At 65.5% G+C, this 15,398-nt stretch carries 15 protein-coding genes; 8 read left to right on the plus strand and 7 right to left on the minus strand.

Annotation, left to right across the window (positions count from 1 at the left end):
- Positions 1–63 precede the first annotated feature (63 nt).
- From thrS to pdxS, 4 genes are all read left to right on the plus strand, one after another.
- Entirely contained in the window at positions 64–2,073 is a 2,010-nt protein-coding gene (thrS, locus tag ACFVWT_RS06395; RefSeq protein WP_390246234.1) for a threonine--tRNA ligase, read from the plus strand.
- 22 nt (positions 2,074–2,095) lie between these two features.
- Positions 2,096–2,686, plus strand: a complete 591-nt coding sequence (locus tag ACFVWT_RS06400) for an HIT family protein (RefSeq protein WP_390247101.1) — start codon at positions 2,096–2,098, stop codon at positions 2,684–2,686.
- Positions 2,679–3,302, plus strand: a complete 624-nt coding sequence (pgsA, locus tag ACFVWT_RS06405) for a phosphatidylinositol phosphate synthase (RefSeq protein ID WP_390246236.1) — start codon at positions 2,679–2,681, stop codon at positions 3,300–3,302. Before ACFVWT_RS06400 ends, pgsA begins: the two co-directional genes overlap by 8 nt.
- A gap of 165 nt (positions 3,303–3,467) precedes the next feature.
- Positions 3,468–4,394 carry a pyridoxal 5'-phosphate synthase lyase subunit PdxS gene (pdxS, locus tag ACFVWT_RS06410; RefSeq protein WP_011692158.1) on the plus strand — a complete coding sequence of 309 codons (927 nt, stop codon included), beginning with the start codon at positions 3,468–3,470 and terminating at the stop codon, positions 4,392–4,394.
- Between the two features lie 149 nt (positions 4,395–4,543).
- Here the strand turns inward: pdxS and ACFVWT_RS06415 are convergent, their stop codons facing one another.
- Positions 4,544–6,556 carry a M3 family metallopeptidase gene (locus tag ACFVWT_RS06415; protein ID WP_390246238.1) on the minus strand — a complete coding sequence of 671 codons (2,013 nt, stop codon included), beginning with the start codon at positions 6,554–6,556 and terminating at the stop codon, positions 4,544–4,546.
- 82 nt (positions 6,557–6,638) lie between these two features.
- Here ACFVWT_RS06415 and ACFVWT_RS06420 point away from each other — a divergent pair, with 82 nt between their 5' ends.
- Positions 6,639–7,910 carry a CapA family protein gene (locus tag ACFVWT_RS06420; protein WP_390246240.1) on the plus strand — a complete coding sequence of 424 codons (1,272 nt, stop codon included), beginning with the start codon at positions 6,639–6,641 and terminating at the stop codon, positions 7,908–7,910.
- A gap of 86 nt (positions 7,911–7,996) precedes the next feature.
- On the opposite strand, the gene ACFVWT_RS06425 is transcribed toward ACFVWT_RS06420, so the two are convergent.
- The 6 genes from ACFVWT_RS06425 to ACFVWT_RS06450 all read right to left on the minus strand — a co-directional run bounded on the left by ACFVWT_RS06425 (position 7,997) and on the right by ACFVWT_RS06450 (position 13,168).
- Entirely contained in the window at positions 7,997–8,431 is a 435-nt protein-coding gene (locus tag ACFVWT_RS06425; RefSeq protein WP_390246242.1) for a protein phosphatase, read from the minus strand.
- Between the two features lie 136 nt (positions 8,432–8,567).
- Positions 8,568–8,858, minus strand: a complete 291-nt coding sequence (locus ACFVWT_RS06430) for a hypothetical protein (protein ID WP_390246244.1) — start codon at positions 8,856–8,858, stop codon at positions 8,568–8,570.
- Positions 8,859–9,479: 621 nt separating this feature from the next.
- Positions 9,480–10,460, minus strand: coding sequence for a S1C family serine protease (locus tag ACFVWT_RS06435; RefSeq protein WP_390246246.1), 981 nt, complete (start codon positions 10,458–10,460; stop codon positions 9,480–9,482).
- A gap of 97 nt (positions 10,461–10,557) precedes the next feature.
- The gene (locus ACFVWT_RS06440; protein WP_390246248.1) at positions 10,558–11,067 is read right to left on the minus strand and encodes an NUDIX domain-containing protein; all 510 of its coding nucleotides are present in this window, start codon (positions 11,065–11,067) and stop codon (positions 10,558–10,560) included.
- Between the two features lie 92 nt (positions 11,068–11,159).
- Positions 11,160–11,882, minus strand: a complete 723-nt coding sequence (locus ACFVWT_RS06445; RefSeq protein ID WP_390246250.1) for a type 1 glutamine amidotransferase — start codon at positions 11,880–11,882, stop codon at positions 11,160–11,162.
- A complete protein-coding gene (locus tag ACFVWT_RS06450; RefSeq protein ID WP_390246252.1) occupies positions 11,879–13,168 on the minus strand; it encodes a MurT ligase domain-containing protein in 1,290 nt (429 codons plus the stop codon). Before ACFVWT_RS06450 ends, ACFVWT_RS06445 begins: the two co-directional genes overlap by 4 nt.
- Positions 13,169–13,259: 91 nt before the next feature.
- Here ACFVWT_RS06450 and pdxT point away from each other — a divergent pair, with 91 nt between their 5' ends.
- The 3 genes from pdxT to ruvC are packed head-to-tail and all read left to right on the plus strand — an operon-like array spanning position 13,260 to position 15,342.
- On the plus strand, positions 13,260–13,970 hold the full coding sequence (gene pdxT / locus ACFVWT_RS06455; protein ID WP_390246254.1) for a pyridoxal 5'-phosphate synthase glutaminase subunit PdxT: 711 nt from the start codon (positions 13,260–13,262) through the stop codon (positions 13,968–13,970).
- 3 nt (positions 13,971–13,973) lie between these two features.
- Positions 13,974–14,729, plus strand: coding sequence for a YebC/PmpR family DNA-binding transcriptional regulator (locus ACFVWT_RS06460; protein WP_390246256.1), 756 nt, complete (start codon positions 13,974–13,976; stop codon positions 14,727–14,729).
- Positions 14,730–14,763: 34 nt separating this feature from the next.
- Entirely contained in the window at positions 14,764–15,342 is a 579-nt protein-coding gene (ruvC, locus tag ACFVWT_RS06465) for a crossover junction endodeoxyribonuclease RuvC (protein WP_011692147.1), read from the plus strand.
- The last annotated feature ends 56 nt before the right edge of the window (positions 15,343–15,398 follow it).

A 15,398-nucleotide genomic window follows, 5' to 3' on the forward strand; every position in this document is an offset into this window, starting at 1 on the left:
AGGCTGGCTGTGGTCCCCGTACGCCACAAGCTACGAAGCCTTAACTTTGAATAGGAGACACCCGTGTCAGATGCCCAGCAGATCACCCTCATCGTCGACGGCGAAGAGACCAAGGTGACTACCGGGACCACCGGCGCGGAACTCTTTTTTGAGCGCCGCGACGTTGTGGTTGCCCGAGTAAACGGCGAACTGAAGGACCTCGACCAGCCGCTCCCCGAGGGCGCTGACATCGAAGGCGTCACCATTGATTCGCCGGACGGGCTCAATGTCCTCCGGCACTCCACCGCACATGTCATGGCACAGGCCGTGCAGCAGCTGCGTCCCGACGCCAAGCTTGGCATCGGCCCCTACATCACGGACGGGTTCTACTTCGACTTCGACGTCGCCGAGCCGTTTACCCCGGAAGACCTGAAGGCACTGGAAAAGATGATGCTCAAAATCATCAACCAGAACCAGAAGTTCGTCCGCCGCGTGGTGTCCGAGGACGAGGCACGCGAAGCCATGAAGAACGAGCCCTACAAGCTCGAACTGCTGGGCAAGAAGAACAATGCCGCGGACGCCGGCGAGGGCGTCAATGTGGAGGTGGGCGCCGGGGATATCACCATCTACGACAACGTGGACCGCAAGAGCGGTGACAGCGTCTGGTGCGATCTTTGCCGCGGTCCCCACCTGCCCAACACCAAGCTCATCTCCAACGCCTTCGCCCTGACCCGTTCCTCGGCCGCCTACTGGCTGGGCAACCAGAACAACCAGCAGCTGCAGCGCATCTACGGCACCGCGTGGCCCACCAAGGACGCCCTGAAGGCCTACCAGGAGCGCATCGCCGAGGCTGAACGCCGCGACCACCGCAAGCTCGGTGCCGAGCTGGACCTGTTCTCCTTCCCGGACGAGCTGGGTTCCGGCCTGCCGGTGTTCCACCCCAAGGGCGGCATCATCCGGAAGGCCATGGAGGACTACTCCCGCCAGCGGCACGTTGATGCAGGGTACGAGTTCGTCTACACCCCGCACATCACCAAGGGGCACCTTTACGAAGTCTCGGGCCACCTGGACTGGTACAAGGAGGGCATGTTCCCGGCGATGCATATCGACGCGGAACTGAATGAGGACGGCACGGTGCGCAAGCCCGGCCAGGATTACTACCTGAAGCCGATGAACTGCCCGATGCACAACCTGATCTTCCGCTCCCGCGGACGTTCCTACCGCGAACTTCCCCTGCGGCTGTTCGAATTCGGTTCGGTCTACCGCTATGAAAAGTCGGGTGTGGTGCACGGCCTGACCCGTGTGCGCGGCATGACACAGGACGACGCCCACATCTACTGCACACGCGAGCAGATGAAGGATGAGCTCACCACCACGCTGAACTTCGTGCTGGGCCTGCTGAAGGACTACGGCCTGGACGACTTCTACCTGGAGCTCTCCACCAAGAACGAAGACAAGTTCGTGGGCGACGACGCCACCTGGGAGGAAGCCACCCGCACGCTGGCCGAGGTGGCGGAGGCCTCCGGGCTGGAGCTCGTCCCGGATCCGGGCGGGGCCGCGTTCTACGGCCCGAAGATCTCCGTCCAGGCGAAGGACGCCCTCGGCCGCACCTGGCAGATGTCCACCATCCAGCTGGACTTCAACCTGCCCGAGCGCTTCGAACTCGAATTCCAGGCCGCCGACGGCACCCGCCAGCGCCCGGTGATGATCCACCGTGCCCTGTTCGGCTCCGTGGAACGGTTCATGGGTGTGCTGACTGAGCACTATGCCGGCGCCTTCCCGGCATGGCTGGCGCCCGTGCAGGTGGTGGGTGTCCCCGTGGCAGAGGCCTTCAACGACTACATGTTCGACGTCGTGGGCCAGCTCAAGGCCGCCGGTATCCGTGCGGAGGTGGACATCTCCTCCGACCGGTTCCCGAAGAAGATCCGCACCGCCAGCAAGGACAAGATTCCGTTCGTCCTGATTGCCGGCGGCGAGGACGCCGAGGCCGGAGCAGTCTCCTTCCGGTTCCGCGACGGCAGCCAGGACAACGGCGTGCCGGTGGCCGAAGCCGTCCAGAGGATTGTCGACGCCGTCCGCAACCGGACCAGCTAGCGGAAGCGGAATGGCAGGCGACGTGCAGGAGAACACAGGCGCTGGCGGAGGATATCCGGGCGACGGCGACGTGACCGATGAATTCGGTCTGGCCGGAGTTCCGGACGCTTTCCAGCGCCTGTGGACCCCGCACCGCATGGCCTACATCAAGGGCGGGCAGCACCAGTTCAAGAACAAGGATGACTGCCCGTTCTGCGTGGCCCCTGCCCGCAGCGACGAAGACTCCCTGATTGTCTATCGCGGGCGCACCGCATACGTGGTCCTGAACCTTTTTCCCTACAACCCGGGCCACCTGCTGATCTGCCCTTACCGGCACGTTCCCGATTACACGGACCTAACCGTGGAGGAAACCGCGGAATTCGCAGCGCTGACCCAGACCTCCATGCGGGTCCTGCGCAAGGTGTCCAACCCCGGGGGCTTCAACCTCGGGATGAACCAGGGCGTGGTGGGCGGGGCCGGGATCGCCGGCCACCTGCACCAGCACGTCGTTCCGCGCTGGGGCGGGGACGGTAACTTTTTCCCCATCATCGCCCAGACAAAAGCAATCACGCAGACGCTCGGCGAAGTCCGCCAGCAGGTCGCCGAGGCTTGGCCGCAGGACGAACATGCTTAACCGGCATGCCCGCGGGTTTTTCACCGCCCTGTTCTCCCCGCTTGCCCGCTGGCTCCTGAAGATCGGTGTTTCACCGGACGCCATCACCATCGTGGGAACGGCAGGCGTGGTGGTGGGCGCACTGGTGTTCTATCCGCTGGGTCAGCTGTGGTGGGGGACACTCTTCATTACGGCCTTCATTTTCTCCGACGTCCTTGACGGCATCATGGCACGGATGCAGGAGCGGGGCGGGCGCTGGGGCAACTTCCTGGATTCCACCCTGGACCGGGTCGCTGACGGCGCCCTGTTCGCCGGACTTGCCATCTGGTACTTCACGGGAGGTGCCGACCGCGCGATCGCCATCGCCGCCGTCGTGTGCCTGGTGCTTGGCATGGTGGTCTCCTATGCGCGGGCCAAGGCCGAGGCCCTGGGTTTCCACGCAAACGTGGGCATTGCCGAGCGCGCAGAGCGCCTGGTGTCGGTGCTGGTGGTCACCGGATTCACCGGCCTCGGGCTCCCCAGCGTGGTCCTGCTGGTGACACTGACCCTCCTGGCTGCCGCCAGCCTGGTGACCATCGTCCAGCGGATCGCCACCGTGCACCGGCAGTCGCTGGAAGAGACGGGACTGCCGGGGTAACCCGAATTCAGCAGCGTCGCAGCGTGGGACTAGTATTAGCTGTACCTGGTCATTGGATCCGGTAATCCGGTGTGCGCGCGGCGTGGGCTTCCCGTCTGTGCTGCCGCCTGCGCCGGGACCGAGAGACCGGATCTACGTAACATCTAGCTACCCATAGGGGTTTTTGTGTCTACACCTGATGTAAGCAGCGAAGCCGGCTCGTCCGCCAACAGCGTCACGGGCAGCAACCGCGTCAAGCGCGGCATGGCCGAGATGCTCAAGGGCGGCGTCATCATGGACGTCGTCAACGTCGAACAGGCCCGCATCGCCGAAGACGCCGGTGCCGTGGCCGTGATGGCGCTGGAACGCGTTCCGGCCGATATCCGGGCCCAGGGCGGCGTGTCCCGCATGTCCGATCCGGACATGATCGACAAGATCATCGAAGCCGTTTCCGTGCCCGTCATGGCCAAGGCCCGGATCGGCCACTTCGTCGAAGCCCAGGTCCTGCAGTCCCTCGGCGTGGACTACATCGACGAGTCCGAGGTCCTGACCCCGGCCGATTACGTCAACCACATCGACAAGTGGAACTTCAAGGTTCCCTTCGTCTGTGGCGCCACCAACCTCGGTGAGGCCCTGCGCCGCATCAACGAGGGCGCGGCCATGATCCGATCCAAGGGCGAGGCCGGCACCGGGGACGTCTCCAACGCCACCGGCCACATGCGCCAGATCCGTTCCGAGATCGCCAAGCTCGCGGCCCTGCCCGAGGACGAGCTCTACGTCGCCGCCAAGGAACTGCAGGCCCCCTACGAACTCGTCAAGGAAGTCGCTGCCGCCGGCAAGCTCCCCGTGGTCCTGTTCACCGCGGGCGGCATCGCCACCCCGGCCGACGCCGCGATGATGATGCAGCTCGGCGCTGACGGTGTGTTCGTCGGCTCCGGCATCTTCAAGTCCGGCAACCCGGCCCAGCGCGCCGCCGCCGTCGTGAAGGCCACCACCTTCTTCGATGACCCTGACGTGATCGCCAAGGCCTCCCGCGGCCTGGGCGAAGCCATGGTGGGCATCAACGTGGACGAGATCCCGCAGCCCCACCGCCTCGCCGAGCGCGGCTGGTAACAGCTCCACAGGCAGTACGACGCCGGCCGGTCACCTTTTCCAGGTGACCGGCCGGCGTCGTTTGTTAACCCAACTGACTCGCACTTAACGTCCCGAAACGCGCTTTTCACGACGTTAAGTGCGAGTCAGTTGGGGAGGGGAGGGGCAAATTACTCCAGCCCGCGGCGCTTCAGCAGCGGCTCCAGCCGGGCGTCGCGGCCGCGGAAGGCCCGGAACGAATCCAGCGGTTCGCGGCTGTTGCCGCGTGACAGCAGTTCGTTCCGGAAGAAGTCGCCGTTGGCCCGGCTGAGTCCGCCGTTTTCCTTGAACCATTCCACGGTGTCCGCATCGAGCACCTCGCTCCAGATGTACGAGTAATAGCCTGCAGCGTAGCCGTCCCCGGCGAAGATGTGCTGGAAGTAGCCGGTGCGGTACCGCGGCGGTATCAGGTGGTGCGCAACACCCGCCGCCGCCAGGGCCTTGGCTTCGAACGCCAGGACATCCGCCGGGACCCCGGATTCGTCGAGGACATGCCAGGCAAGGTCCAGGAGCGCAGCGCCCAGGTATTCCGTGGTGCCGAACCCTTCGCCCCACAGCTGCGACTCGTTGAGCCTGTCCACGATGTCCTGGGCCAGGGGCTCGCCGGTGACGTGGTGGCGGGCATAGTTGGCCAGCACTTCGGGCCACATGATCCACATTTCGTTGACCTGGGACGGGTACTCCACGAAGTCCCTCGGAACGGCGGTGCCGGAGAACCGCGGGTAGGTCACGCGGGAAAAGAGTCCGTGCAGGGCATGCCCGAACTCGTGGAACGCGGTCCGGAGTTCGTCCAGGGTCAGCAGCGTGGGCTCCCCGGCCGGAGGCTTGGAAATGTTCAGGTTGTTAATCACTACCGGCCGTGTGCCCAGCAGCGCGGACTGGTCCACCAGCGAGTTCATCCAGGCGCCGCCGCGTTTGGATTCACGCGAGTAGTAGTCGCCCAGGAACAGGCCCAGCTCTGATCCGTCCTCGTTTCGGACTTCCCAGACCCGGACGTCGGGGTGGTAGCCCTGGAGGTCGGTGCGTTCGTGGAAGGTGACCCCGTACAGGGATGTGGCGGCGAAGAAGACGCCGTCGCGCAGTACCCGGTCCAGTTCGAAGTAGGGGCGTAACGCCTGCTCATCCACGCTGTACCGCTCGCGCCGCACCTTCGCGGAATAGTAGGCCCAGTCCCAAGCCTCCAGGGGGTGGCCTGCCACCTCTGCCAGGGCGGCCGCCTCGGCGTCGGCGTTCCGGACCGCGGCGGGCGCCAGCCGGTTCATCATGGTCTGCACAGCTCCGAAATCGGGTGCAGTCTGACGGTCCACGGTGAGCTCGGCGTAGTTGGCGAACCCCAGCAGGCGGGCCTTCTCGGCGCGGAGCGCAACCATGGACTTCACCAGCTCCAGGACATCGAGACTGCCCCCGCTGCTTCCCCGGCTGATGGACGCCTGGTAGAGGCGGCGCCGGACGTCGCGGTTCTCCAAGGACGCCATGGCAGGCTGGTTGCTGGGCTGGATGAGCGCGAGCAGGTATTTCCCGTCGTGCCCGGCCGTGCGGGCTGCTTCTGCGGCGCTGGCGACGTCGTCTGCCGGCAACCCGGCCAGTTCAGCGGCGTCGTCGAGGAGCAGGGCAGAGGTCTTCATGTCCTCCTTGGTGCGCTGACCAAATTCAGTGCCGAGCCGGGACAGCTCTGCGTTCACCTTCCTGAGCCGTTCCTGACCGGCGTCATCGAGCTGGATGCCCGACTGGCGGAACTCCTTGAGGTACTCCTCCACGAGCCTGGCGGATTCTTCGTCGAGCCCGGTGACGTCCACGGCGGCGAACCGGTCAAACAGCCCCCGGTTCATGTAGATGGCGTCCTGATGGGCGGAGAACTCCGGAGACAGCTCTGTTTCCAGGGCGCGGATGCCGTCCGAGGCATGGGCCGAGACCAAGGTGTAAAATGACGCGGCGGCGCGCTGGAGGAGCTGCCCGGAACGCTCCATGGCCAGCGCCGTGTTTTCGAAGGTTGCAGGTTCGGTGTTGTCCGCAATGCCCTGGATCTCCGCCAGGTGTCCGGCCAGGCCGGCCCGGACAGCCTCGGAATAGTGGGACTCTTCGATCTCGGCAAACGGGGGGAGCCCGAACGGCAACGGGCTGGGACTCAGGAGGGGGTTGGTCATGAAGCAACCCTTTCATGTAACCGGGCGGTTCTCAACGGTGATTATTCGGGTTTCCGGGATCGTCCGCCATAGGATGGCGCCCATGGGGGTGCCGCAGGGATGCTATCGAAAATCAACCGCGGGACGGGTGGCCGCGGCATTGGCTGCTGCCGCCGTGCTGCTGAGCCTGGCGTCGTGCGGCGTCATGGCCGAACAGGGTGCCGGCCAGCGGCCGGCTTCGGCAAGCACGACGGCGGGCGCCGCGCCGCCGTCGTCAGCTGTGCCGGAGGTGCCGGCCCAGTCTCCGGTGCCGACGCCGGGCAAGGGCCCGGCCTGCGCCGCGCTCCGGTGCACGTCGGTGCTGGTTACAGGGGACATGCTGGTGCATGCCCAGTTGTGGGACCAGGCCCGTGCCGATGCGGCAGCCCTCGGAAAACCCGGGCTGGACTTCAGCCCCCTGCTCGAAGGCCAGCGGGCATACATCGAGCAGAGCGACCTCGCCATCTGCCACCAGGAGACGCCGGTCGCGGGGCCGGAAGGCCCCTTCTCAGCCTATCCGTCGTTCAACGTGCCGCCGCAGATTGTCGCAGCGTCCAAGAACGTTGGCTACCAGGCCTGCACCACAGCCAGCAACCACACCATTGACCGCGGAACAGCCGGCCTCGTCCGCACGCTCGATGCCCTTGACGCTGCCGGCCTGAAGCACACCGGCTCGTACCGGACGGAGGCGGAGTCGCGGGGCATCCTGATCCTACCGACCGGGGGCGCCAAGGTTGCCGTGATCGAAGCCGCCTACGGGCTGAACGGGCAGTACCCCGAGTATGACTGGCAGGTGGACATGCTGGATGCGCCCGCAATGATTGCCAAGGCGAAGAAGGCCCGGGCGCTGGGTGCGGACATCGTGCTTGGAGTCATGCACGCCGGTGACGAATACGCCAGCGCCCCGAACGCCCAGCAACAGGATACTGCCCATGCCCTGGTGGACAGCGGCGAGTTCACCATGATTTACGGCCACCACACACACTCTGTGCTGCCCATTGAAAACTACAAGGGGACGTGGATCGTTTACGGTCTGGGCAACGGCGTCACCGAACTGTCCCCCTGGTATGTGGTGAACAACGAGGGCCTGCTGGTGCGGGCGCAGTTCAGCCAGGACGCAGCCGGAAAATGGCAGGCGGCGGACCTGGCCTGGGCGCCCTCGGTGATCGTCCGCGAGCCCTACCGCTGGTGTTCCGTGGCTGCCGATGCGCCGCAGGGACCATGCGCCGGTGCCGAAGCGGACGCTGCCACGCGGTTAAGGACCCGGACGGTTGTGGAATCCATGGGAGCCGCCGCGGCGGGTGCCCGGGAATTGATCATTTCCGCCGAACGATAAGGACGGCGCCAGATGCCCGCTTGGCGCGGAGGCACCTGTGAGTTCGCGAACCTCAGGCGGCCGGCAATGGCTCGCGGGACAGTGGTTCACTTAATCTTGCGGGCAACATGCCTGACAAACCAATGCTGCCAGGGTGCCTCCACCGCCCGCCCGTACTGCTCCCGAACGAACGACACCGCCCGCCCGGGCGGGATGCCATCCATAACGGCGAGGCAGGCGAGGGCAGTGCCGGTCCTGCCGCGACCGCCCTGGCAGGCGATTTCAACCCGCTCCGCCTCCGCTCGCAGCCATGCTTCCCGCAACGCATCCAGGGCCTCTGTTTCGTTGACCGGAAGCCAGAAATCCGGCCAACGCACCCACCGTTGCTCCCATCCCGCTTGAGCCGGGCGCCTGCCGAGCAGATACACGGCGAAGTCGGGGCGGGCACCCGGCGGTAGCGGGTGACGCAACGCCCGCGCGCGGACGAGCCTGCCGGAGGGGAATCTGACGACGCCTGCAGCCTGTGGGTCCCAGGTATTCATGGACTGACTCTGGCATCCGATCGCCGGAACGGGAAGGGTGTGGCGCTCCAAGGAAGGGGCACCGCTGTGATGCGGTGCCCTCCCGTGCCGCCTCAGACCGGTCGGTCAGACCGGCCGCTCAGGCGACCGCTGGCGCCTAGTGGCGGCCACGGTGGTCGTCGTCGCAGTAGCTGTGGAAGTGCCAGCCACCCCGATGGTCCCTGTCACCCCTGTGGTGGTGCCAGTAGCCGTTCCTCTCACACCACCTGCGGTCGTGACGCCAGTCGCGCTTGTCGTCGTCCCTCTTGTGGTCCGTGTAACTCTGGTAGTTCTCAGCGGAAATCGTGACGGACTGCAGTCCCGTATCCGCTGCGGCAGGTCCGGCAGCCATTGCCGTTCCGCCAATACCGAGTCCCGCGGCCAGCAGGGTGGATGCGAGTAATCCCATTGACCTCTTCATGAGATCGTCCTAACTTGTGGTTAATTCCTGATGGTTGCCCGCAGGCTCATCCGGGCAGGCGGAATCTCGGTGGTGAATCGCATGACTTCCGGTGCGCCCGCTGTGGACAGTGCCGGACTCAAGATTCCTGTTCGAATGTTTGCCTGCGGTTTGTGGCCCCAAATTTATGCGGCGATACGTTCCGTGAATCGGCTTGCGCCCCATTTTTGGCGACTCGATTCATCGCGGCAACGCAGAGTCCTGCCGCTTTCGGGAAACCCCCGCGCACCGCGCTGCGCATAACTGGCGTCGGTGCACGGTATCGATATGAGGGCACCCCCCGGTGCCTACCCCAATACCCCAATAACCCGGGTCCAGGAACAGTGGTCCGGCAACCCGGCTGTAAAGCCGGAACATCGCCCGTCCGCCACGTCGCTGTGAACCGGGGGGATGTCCACTAACAACGATAGCGGTGTGACCCGGATCAGAATAGGCTCAGGGGTTTATTACAGGCGGGATTGCGGTATCCTCGTCGCGGGACAGTGTCATCAGCTGCCTCTGTCGGATTTGTGTGAAATTGGCGCCATTTCGGCCGTTCGGCATCGTTCCGCGCCCCGGCCCTCCGGAATGTTACGGCGCACTCATTTCCTCCGGCACGGCCACTACGTGGAGTTCGGTGCCGTCGCGGAGCGCCGAAATGTCCAACGGTGCTCCGATGGCCTCTGAGAAAAGCAGTTTCTGCAGGCTCTCTGCATTGGAAACGGACTTCCGCCCCACACTCAACAGCACGTCCCCGGCGCGGAGACCCGCCCGCTCCGCAGGAGATCCCGGAAGCACTTCCACCACCAGTAGGCCCTCCCGGTGGCCGGTTCGGACCACCGAGCTGACCGGAAGCTGCACGGGTGTGTTCACAAGCCCCAGGTAGGCCCGCCGGACCCGTCCGTCGGAGAGGAGCGAGGCGATAATCCGGCGCGAGGTGGCGTTGATGGGAACCGCCAAACCCAGTCCCGCTCCGGCGACCGCAGTGTTGATGCCCACGATCCTGCCCCGTGCGTCCGCCAGGGCTCCTCCGGAGTTGCCGGGGTTGAGAGCGGCGTCGGTCTGGATGACGTCCTCGATCACGCGGCGGTTGCGGCCGGACCATACCGGGATGGAGCGGCCCAGGCCGCTGACCACTCCAGCGGTAACGGAGCCCGAGAGTCCCAGCGGATTACCGACGGCGATTACCAACTGCCCGACCTTGAGGAGTTCGGCGTCGCCGAATTCGGCTGGCCGGACCATGGGTGCTTTGCCGTGGACCACAGCGAGGTCGGACAGCGGATCTGCGCCCACCACTTCCACAGCAGTCCTGGTGCCGTCGGAAAACACCGCATGGCCCTTTCCTGCAGAGCCCACCACATGCGCGTTGGTCACAAGGTAGCCGTCGGAGGTGAACAGGACGGCCGAGCCCGCGCCCGAGCGGTATCTGCCGTTGCGTCCCGTGCCGGTCATTTCGACGGCGGCAACGTGCGGGGTGACGGTTTCCGCGACGCGGATGACAGTTGCGGAATACGAATCCAGCGGGTCTTCGGTGGCCGGGGTTCCGTTGACTCCGCTGCTGGTTGCCGCCATGGTGTGCCTCCTGACATGGTGCCTACCTATGTCAACGGCTGTGCCGGCGGCCCTACTCCAGAGAGAGCTACGCCTTCAGAGAAATCAGTCCGGGAATTCAGTGGTGGTGCCGGGACAGCCGGCGCCAGAGCTCCGGCCAGGCGGTGGCAAACGCCGGGTGGAGTTCCCGGTCTTCAATGGAACCGGCCGGGACCCACTTCAGCTCGATGCTCTCCGGATCGTTGATGGCCGGTTCGAAGGATTCAACGACACGCACCGCCACGGTGGTGTAGGACCAGTACCCGACGTCGAACACGGACGTGAAGAGGACGCGGACGTTGTCTGGCGGGACGGCCGCTTCCTCGTGGGCTTCGCGCAGGGCGCCCGTAATGGCGTCTTCGCCCTGGTGCAGCGCGCCGCCGGGCAGGCCCCAGGTGCCGCCATGGTGGCTCCACGTGGCACGGTGCTGCAGCAGGATGCCTTTGGCCGGATCCTGCACCAGGAGGCCTGCAGACCCGAATCGGCCCCAGAACCTGCCCAGTGCGCCTTCGACCCAGGCATCCCCAGGATCGCGCGGGCGGGACGGGTCGCGGAGGTGTTCCGGGAAGCTGGCGGCTGCGGTGTCCATGGGTCCAGTTTCCCATGGCCCGGGTTCCTGCCGGTCACACAGCGTCACCGGCATTCCCCCCGGAAAGGCAGGCGGGCTAAACCGGCCGGGTCCTAGCGCGGCCGCCGTGACGCGTGTTCGCGCGCCAGCACGGCGTAGTGGTCATCCGGCGCACCCGGTGTGAAGCTGCCGTATTTGCGTTCGACGGCGGTGCGGATCAGGAAGTCGGCAACGGCAGGATTCTTCGGCAGGAGGGATCCATGGAGGTAGCTGGCCACGATGTTCCGGTAGCGTGCCCCTTCCTGGCCGTCCTTGCTGTTGTTTCCGGTGCCCTTGGCAGTGCTGCCAAGTGGCTGCACGCCGGGGCCGAGCGTTGTCTGTCCGCTGTGGTTTTCGTAACCGAGGATGTCGCCGAACTCGGGAGATGACACCGTAACGTTACCGATCAGGCGTTCGTCGGTGCCATGCGTTTCCACATCCAGCACGCCGATGCCGGGAATGACCGATCCCGTGCGGGTCTTGAAGAACTTTCCGAAGAGCTGGTACATCCCGCAGATCAGCAGCATGGGCGTACCTGCTTCTGCCAGTTCCTTGAGCGTCGATTCACGGGAGAGCAGGTCGTCCTGGATGACCAGCTGGCCGCTGTCCTGACCGCCTCCGCCCACTATCAGGTCGACGCCGGCGGGGAACTCGTCGCCGACGTTGTACTCGAGGAGTTCCGGTGTGTAGCCGTGCCAGCGGAGGCGCTGCTGGAGCACCAGAGCGTTGCCCCAGTCGCCGTAGATGTTCATGTCGCGCGGGTACAGCTGCAGGACACGGATGGTTCCCTTGCTCATGAGACCACCTCCACGGTAGTGATTTTGGAGAGTTCGCGGCGGATGGCCAGCATTGCCGTGTACGTGCAGAAGATGCGTTTGGGTTTGCCTTTCGCGCCTTGGATAAAGGCCGCGAGGGCGGGCGCGATCTCGGGGTTGACGGCACCGATGGCAACGTCGTCATATTGCAGCCGCAGGGCCATGTCGTAGGCCCGGGAACCGGTCAGCTGGTCCACGCCGCCTTCACGCAGCGAATCGAATTCCACGTCCCACAGCCAGGACATGTCGCGGCCATCGGCATAGTTGTCGTTGATCGCCACCATCGTGGCGTAACCGCCAGCGGGGAAGGACTTCAAACCCAGGCGGAAACCGCTGGGGTTCTTGACCAGCACCAGGTCCAGGGGCAATCCGTCAACCACCAGGCTCTCACCACGGCCGAAGGCGGGCGCAACCTGTGACAGGGCCTTGAGCAGGCCCTCATTGTCCGTCGGAGTGGCGCCGTTTCCGGCGATGCAGCGGGCCAGGACCAGTGCCGCCGCAGCGTTGAAGATGTTGTAGACCCCACGGAGCTTCATCCCGGTGGTGACCGCGGCGCCGTCGTACTCAAAATCGGCGTCGTCCGTACCCACCCGGCGAAGCACGACGTCGGCGTGCGGCTTTGCGGGGGCCGCCGGCACCGGGCTTCCGGGCCCGGCGCGCAGGTCGTCGTCGTTCGGGAACGTGCTCAGCAGGGAATCGTCGAGGCCGAAGTAGCGGACCTCCGGTCCGTTCAAGGTCTCCGCGATCCGGGCAACGCGCGGGTCCTCGCGGTTCAGGACCACTGTCCCGGTGGTCTTTGACGCGATGTGCTGCAGGAGCTGGGCGGTCTTGTCGATCTCGCCGAACCGGTCCAGCTGGTCGCGGAGGACGTTGAGCAGCAGGCTGTAGCGCGGCGGTACCCTGTTGACGAAGTGGACGGCGTGCGCCTCATCCAGCTCGAGCACGGCGATGTCCGCCTTCAGCCGGCCCCGCCAGTCGACGTCGCCCAGCAAAGCCGCGGCCACACCGCGGGTGAAGTTGCTTCCGGTGCGGTTCGTAAAGACCTTCAGCCCCTGGCTTTCCAACAGTTCCACCACCATTTTGGTGGTGGTGGTCTTGCCGTTCGTTCCGCTGACAACGGCGACGCCCAGAGGCAGGGTGGACAGTGTCCGCTGCATGAAACCCGGGTCGATTTTCTCCACCACGAGGCCGGGGAGGGCAGAGCCTCCGCCCCTGAGCCGGGAGACCCGGCGGACGAGCTTACCGAGCGGAACGCTGATGTAAAGCATGCTCAGTAATATATCCCAGTCGCGGCATGGAACCGGGCCGGCCGGCCCGTCCCGGCACGTCCCGGGCCGCGGGGACGACTATGCTGATTGGATGACCAACCCCCCTTCCACGGACTATTCCCGCGCGGGTGCAGGCCTGCGAATCGGCGTCCTGGCCCTTCAGGGTGACTTCCGGGAGCACCTGCGCGCCGCAGAGGCGACCGGCGCCACGGGCATCGGAATCCGGCGCCCGTCCGAGCTGGACGGCATCGACGGCCTGATCATCCCCGGCGGCGAGTCCACCGCCATCGACAAGCTCGCACGCGCCTTTGACCTTGCCGACCCTTTGCGGAAGCTTATCGCCGAAGGCCTTCCCGTCTACGGCTCCTGCGCCGGCATGATCCTGCTCGCCGACGAAATTGCGGATCCCGCCACCGACCTGGCAGGGAACCCGCAGCAGACGTTCGGCGGACTGGACATCACCGTCCGCCGCAACGCATTCGGCCGGCAGCGGGAATCCTTCGAAACCGATCTTGAGTTCCAAGGGCTGGGCTTCAGTGACACCGGTTCCGGCGTTGCCCCGGTGCACGCGGTCTTCATCCGCGGCCCCTGGGTGGAGCGGGTAGGCCCGGGCGTAGAGGTCCTGGCCCAGGTGGAGCCCGCGGACCCGGCGCATGCTTCGCATGCGGCCGCCCTGCAGGGGACGGCTAGAATTGTTGCAGTGCGTTCAGGCCACCTGCTGGCCACCTCCTTCCACCCGGAAGTGACGGGGGAGAAGCGCGTGCATCAACTGTTTATTCGAATGATCAGAGGAGAAGCGTAAAGCATGTCAGGCCACTCCAAATGGGCGACGACCAAGCATAAGAAGGCCATCCTTGATAGCCGCCGGGCAAAGTCGTTCGCCAAGCTGATCAAGAACATCGAAGTCGCTGCCAGGATGGGCGGCCCGGACCTCGCGGGCAACCCCAGCCTGGAACTCGCCGTCACGAAGGCAAAGAAGACCTCCGTGCCCGCGGACAACATCGACCGCGCCATCAAGCGCGGCGCCGGCCTCACCGGTGAAGTGGTGGACTACACCGAGATCATGTACGAATGCCGCGGCCCGCAGGGTTCGGCGCTGCTGATCGAGTGCCTCACGGACAACAAGAACCGTGCTGCCTCCGAAGTCCGCCTCGCTATCTCCCGCAACGGCGGCACCATCGCCGATCCCGGCTCCGTCAGCTACCTGTTCTCCCGCAAGGGCGTGGTCACGCTGCCCAAGAACGGCCTCAGCGAGGACGACGTCCTGATGGCCGTCCTGGACGCCGGCGCCGAAGAAGTCAAGGACAACGGCGAAACTTTCGAGATCCACTCGGATCCGAAGGATCTCCAGGGCATCCGCGATGCGCTCAAGGAGGCCGGGATCGACTACGACACCGACGAAGCCGAGTTCGTCCCGTCCATGGAAGTACCGCTGGACCTCGACGCCGCCAAGAAGTTCATGAAGCTCGTGGACGCACTGGAAGAGCTCGACGACGTGCAAAACGTCTACAGCAATGCCGACCTCAGCGACGAAGTGCAGGCCGCACTGGAAGCCGAGTGATCCCGCAGCCCTGCTGTGAAACTGAGGCCCGGCCTTGACCCTCCGAGTATTGGGAGTCGACCCGGGCCTCACCCGTTGCGGCATTGGCGTGGTGGACGTCGAGAAGAACCGGCGTGCCACCATGGTGGCCGTCGGTGTGGTGGGGACGTCGCCGGATGAGAGCCTGGACCAGAGGCTGCTCCTCATCGCCACGTCCATCGACGACTGGCTGGACCGCTACGAACCCCACGTCCTCGCCGTGGAGCGGGTATTCTCCCAGCTCAATGTCAGCACGGTGATGGGGGTTGCGCAGGCGTCCGGCGTCGTGATTGCCGCCGCGGCCCGGCGCGGTATCCCCGTTGCGCTGCATACGCCGTCCGAAGTCAAGGCGGCCGTCACCGGCAGCGGAACGTCCAATAAGGACGCAGTCACTAAGCTCGTCACCAAGATACTCCGGCTGGATGCCCCGCCCCGCCCGGCGGACGCCGCCGACGCGCTGGCGCTGGCCATTACCCACGCCTGGCGGGCCGGCAGCGGGGCTGCGATAGCCACCACCGGACCGGGCAGCCAGTCGCTGACGCCGGCCCAGCGGGCCTGGGCCGAAGCGGAAGCCAAGGCGCGCCGTGCACGGTGATTGTCCGGCCCCCTTGCTAGGGTATTCGTAGATATATTCGGATAGCCGGTTTCGCG

It is taken from the genome of Arthrobacter sp. NPDC058288 (genome assembly GCF_042880995.1).
Lineage (GTDB): Bacteria > Actinomycetota > Actinomycetes > Actinomycetales > Micrococcaceae > Arthrobacter.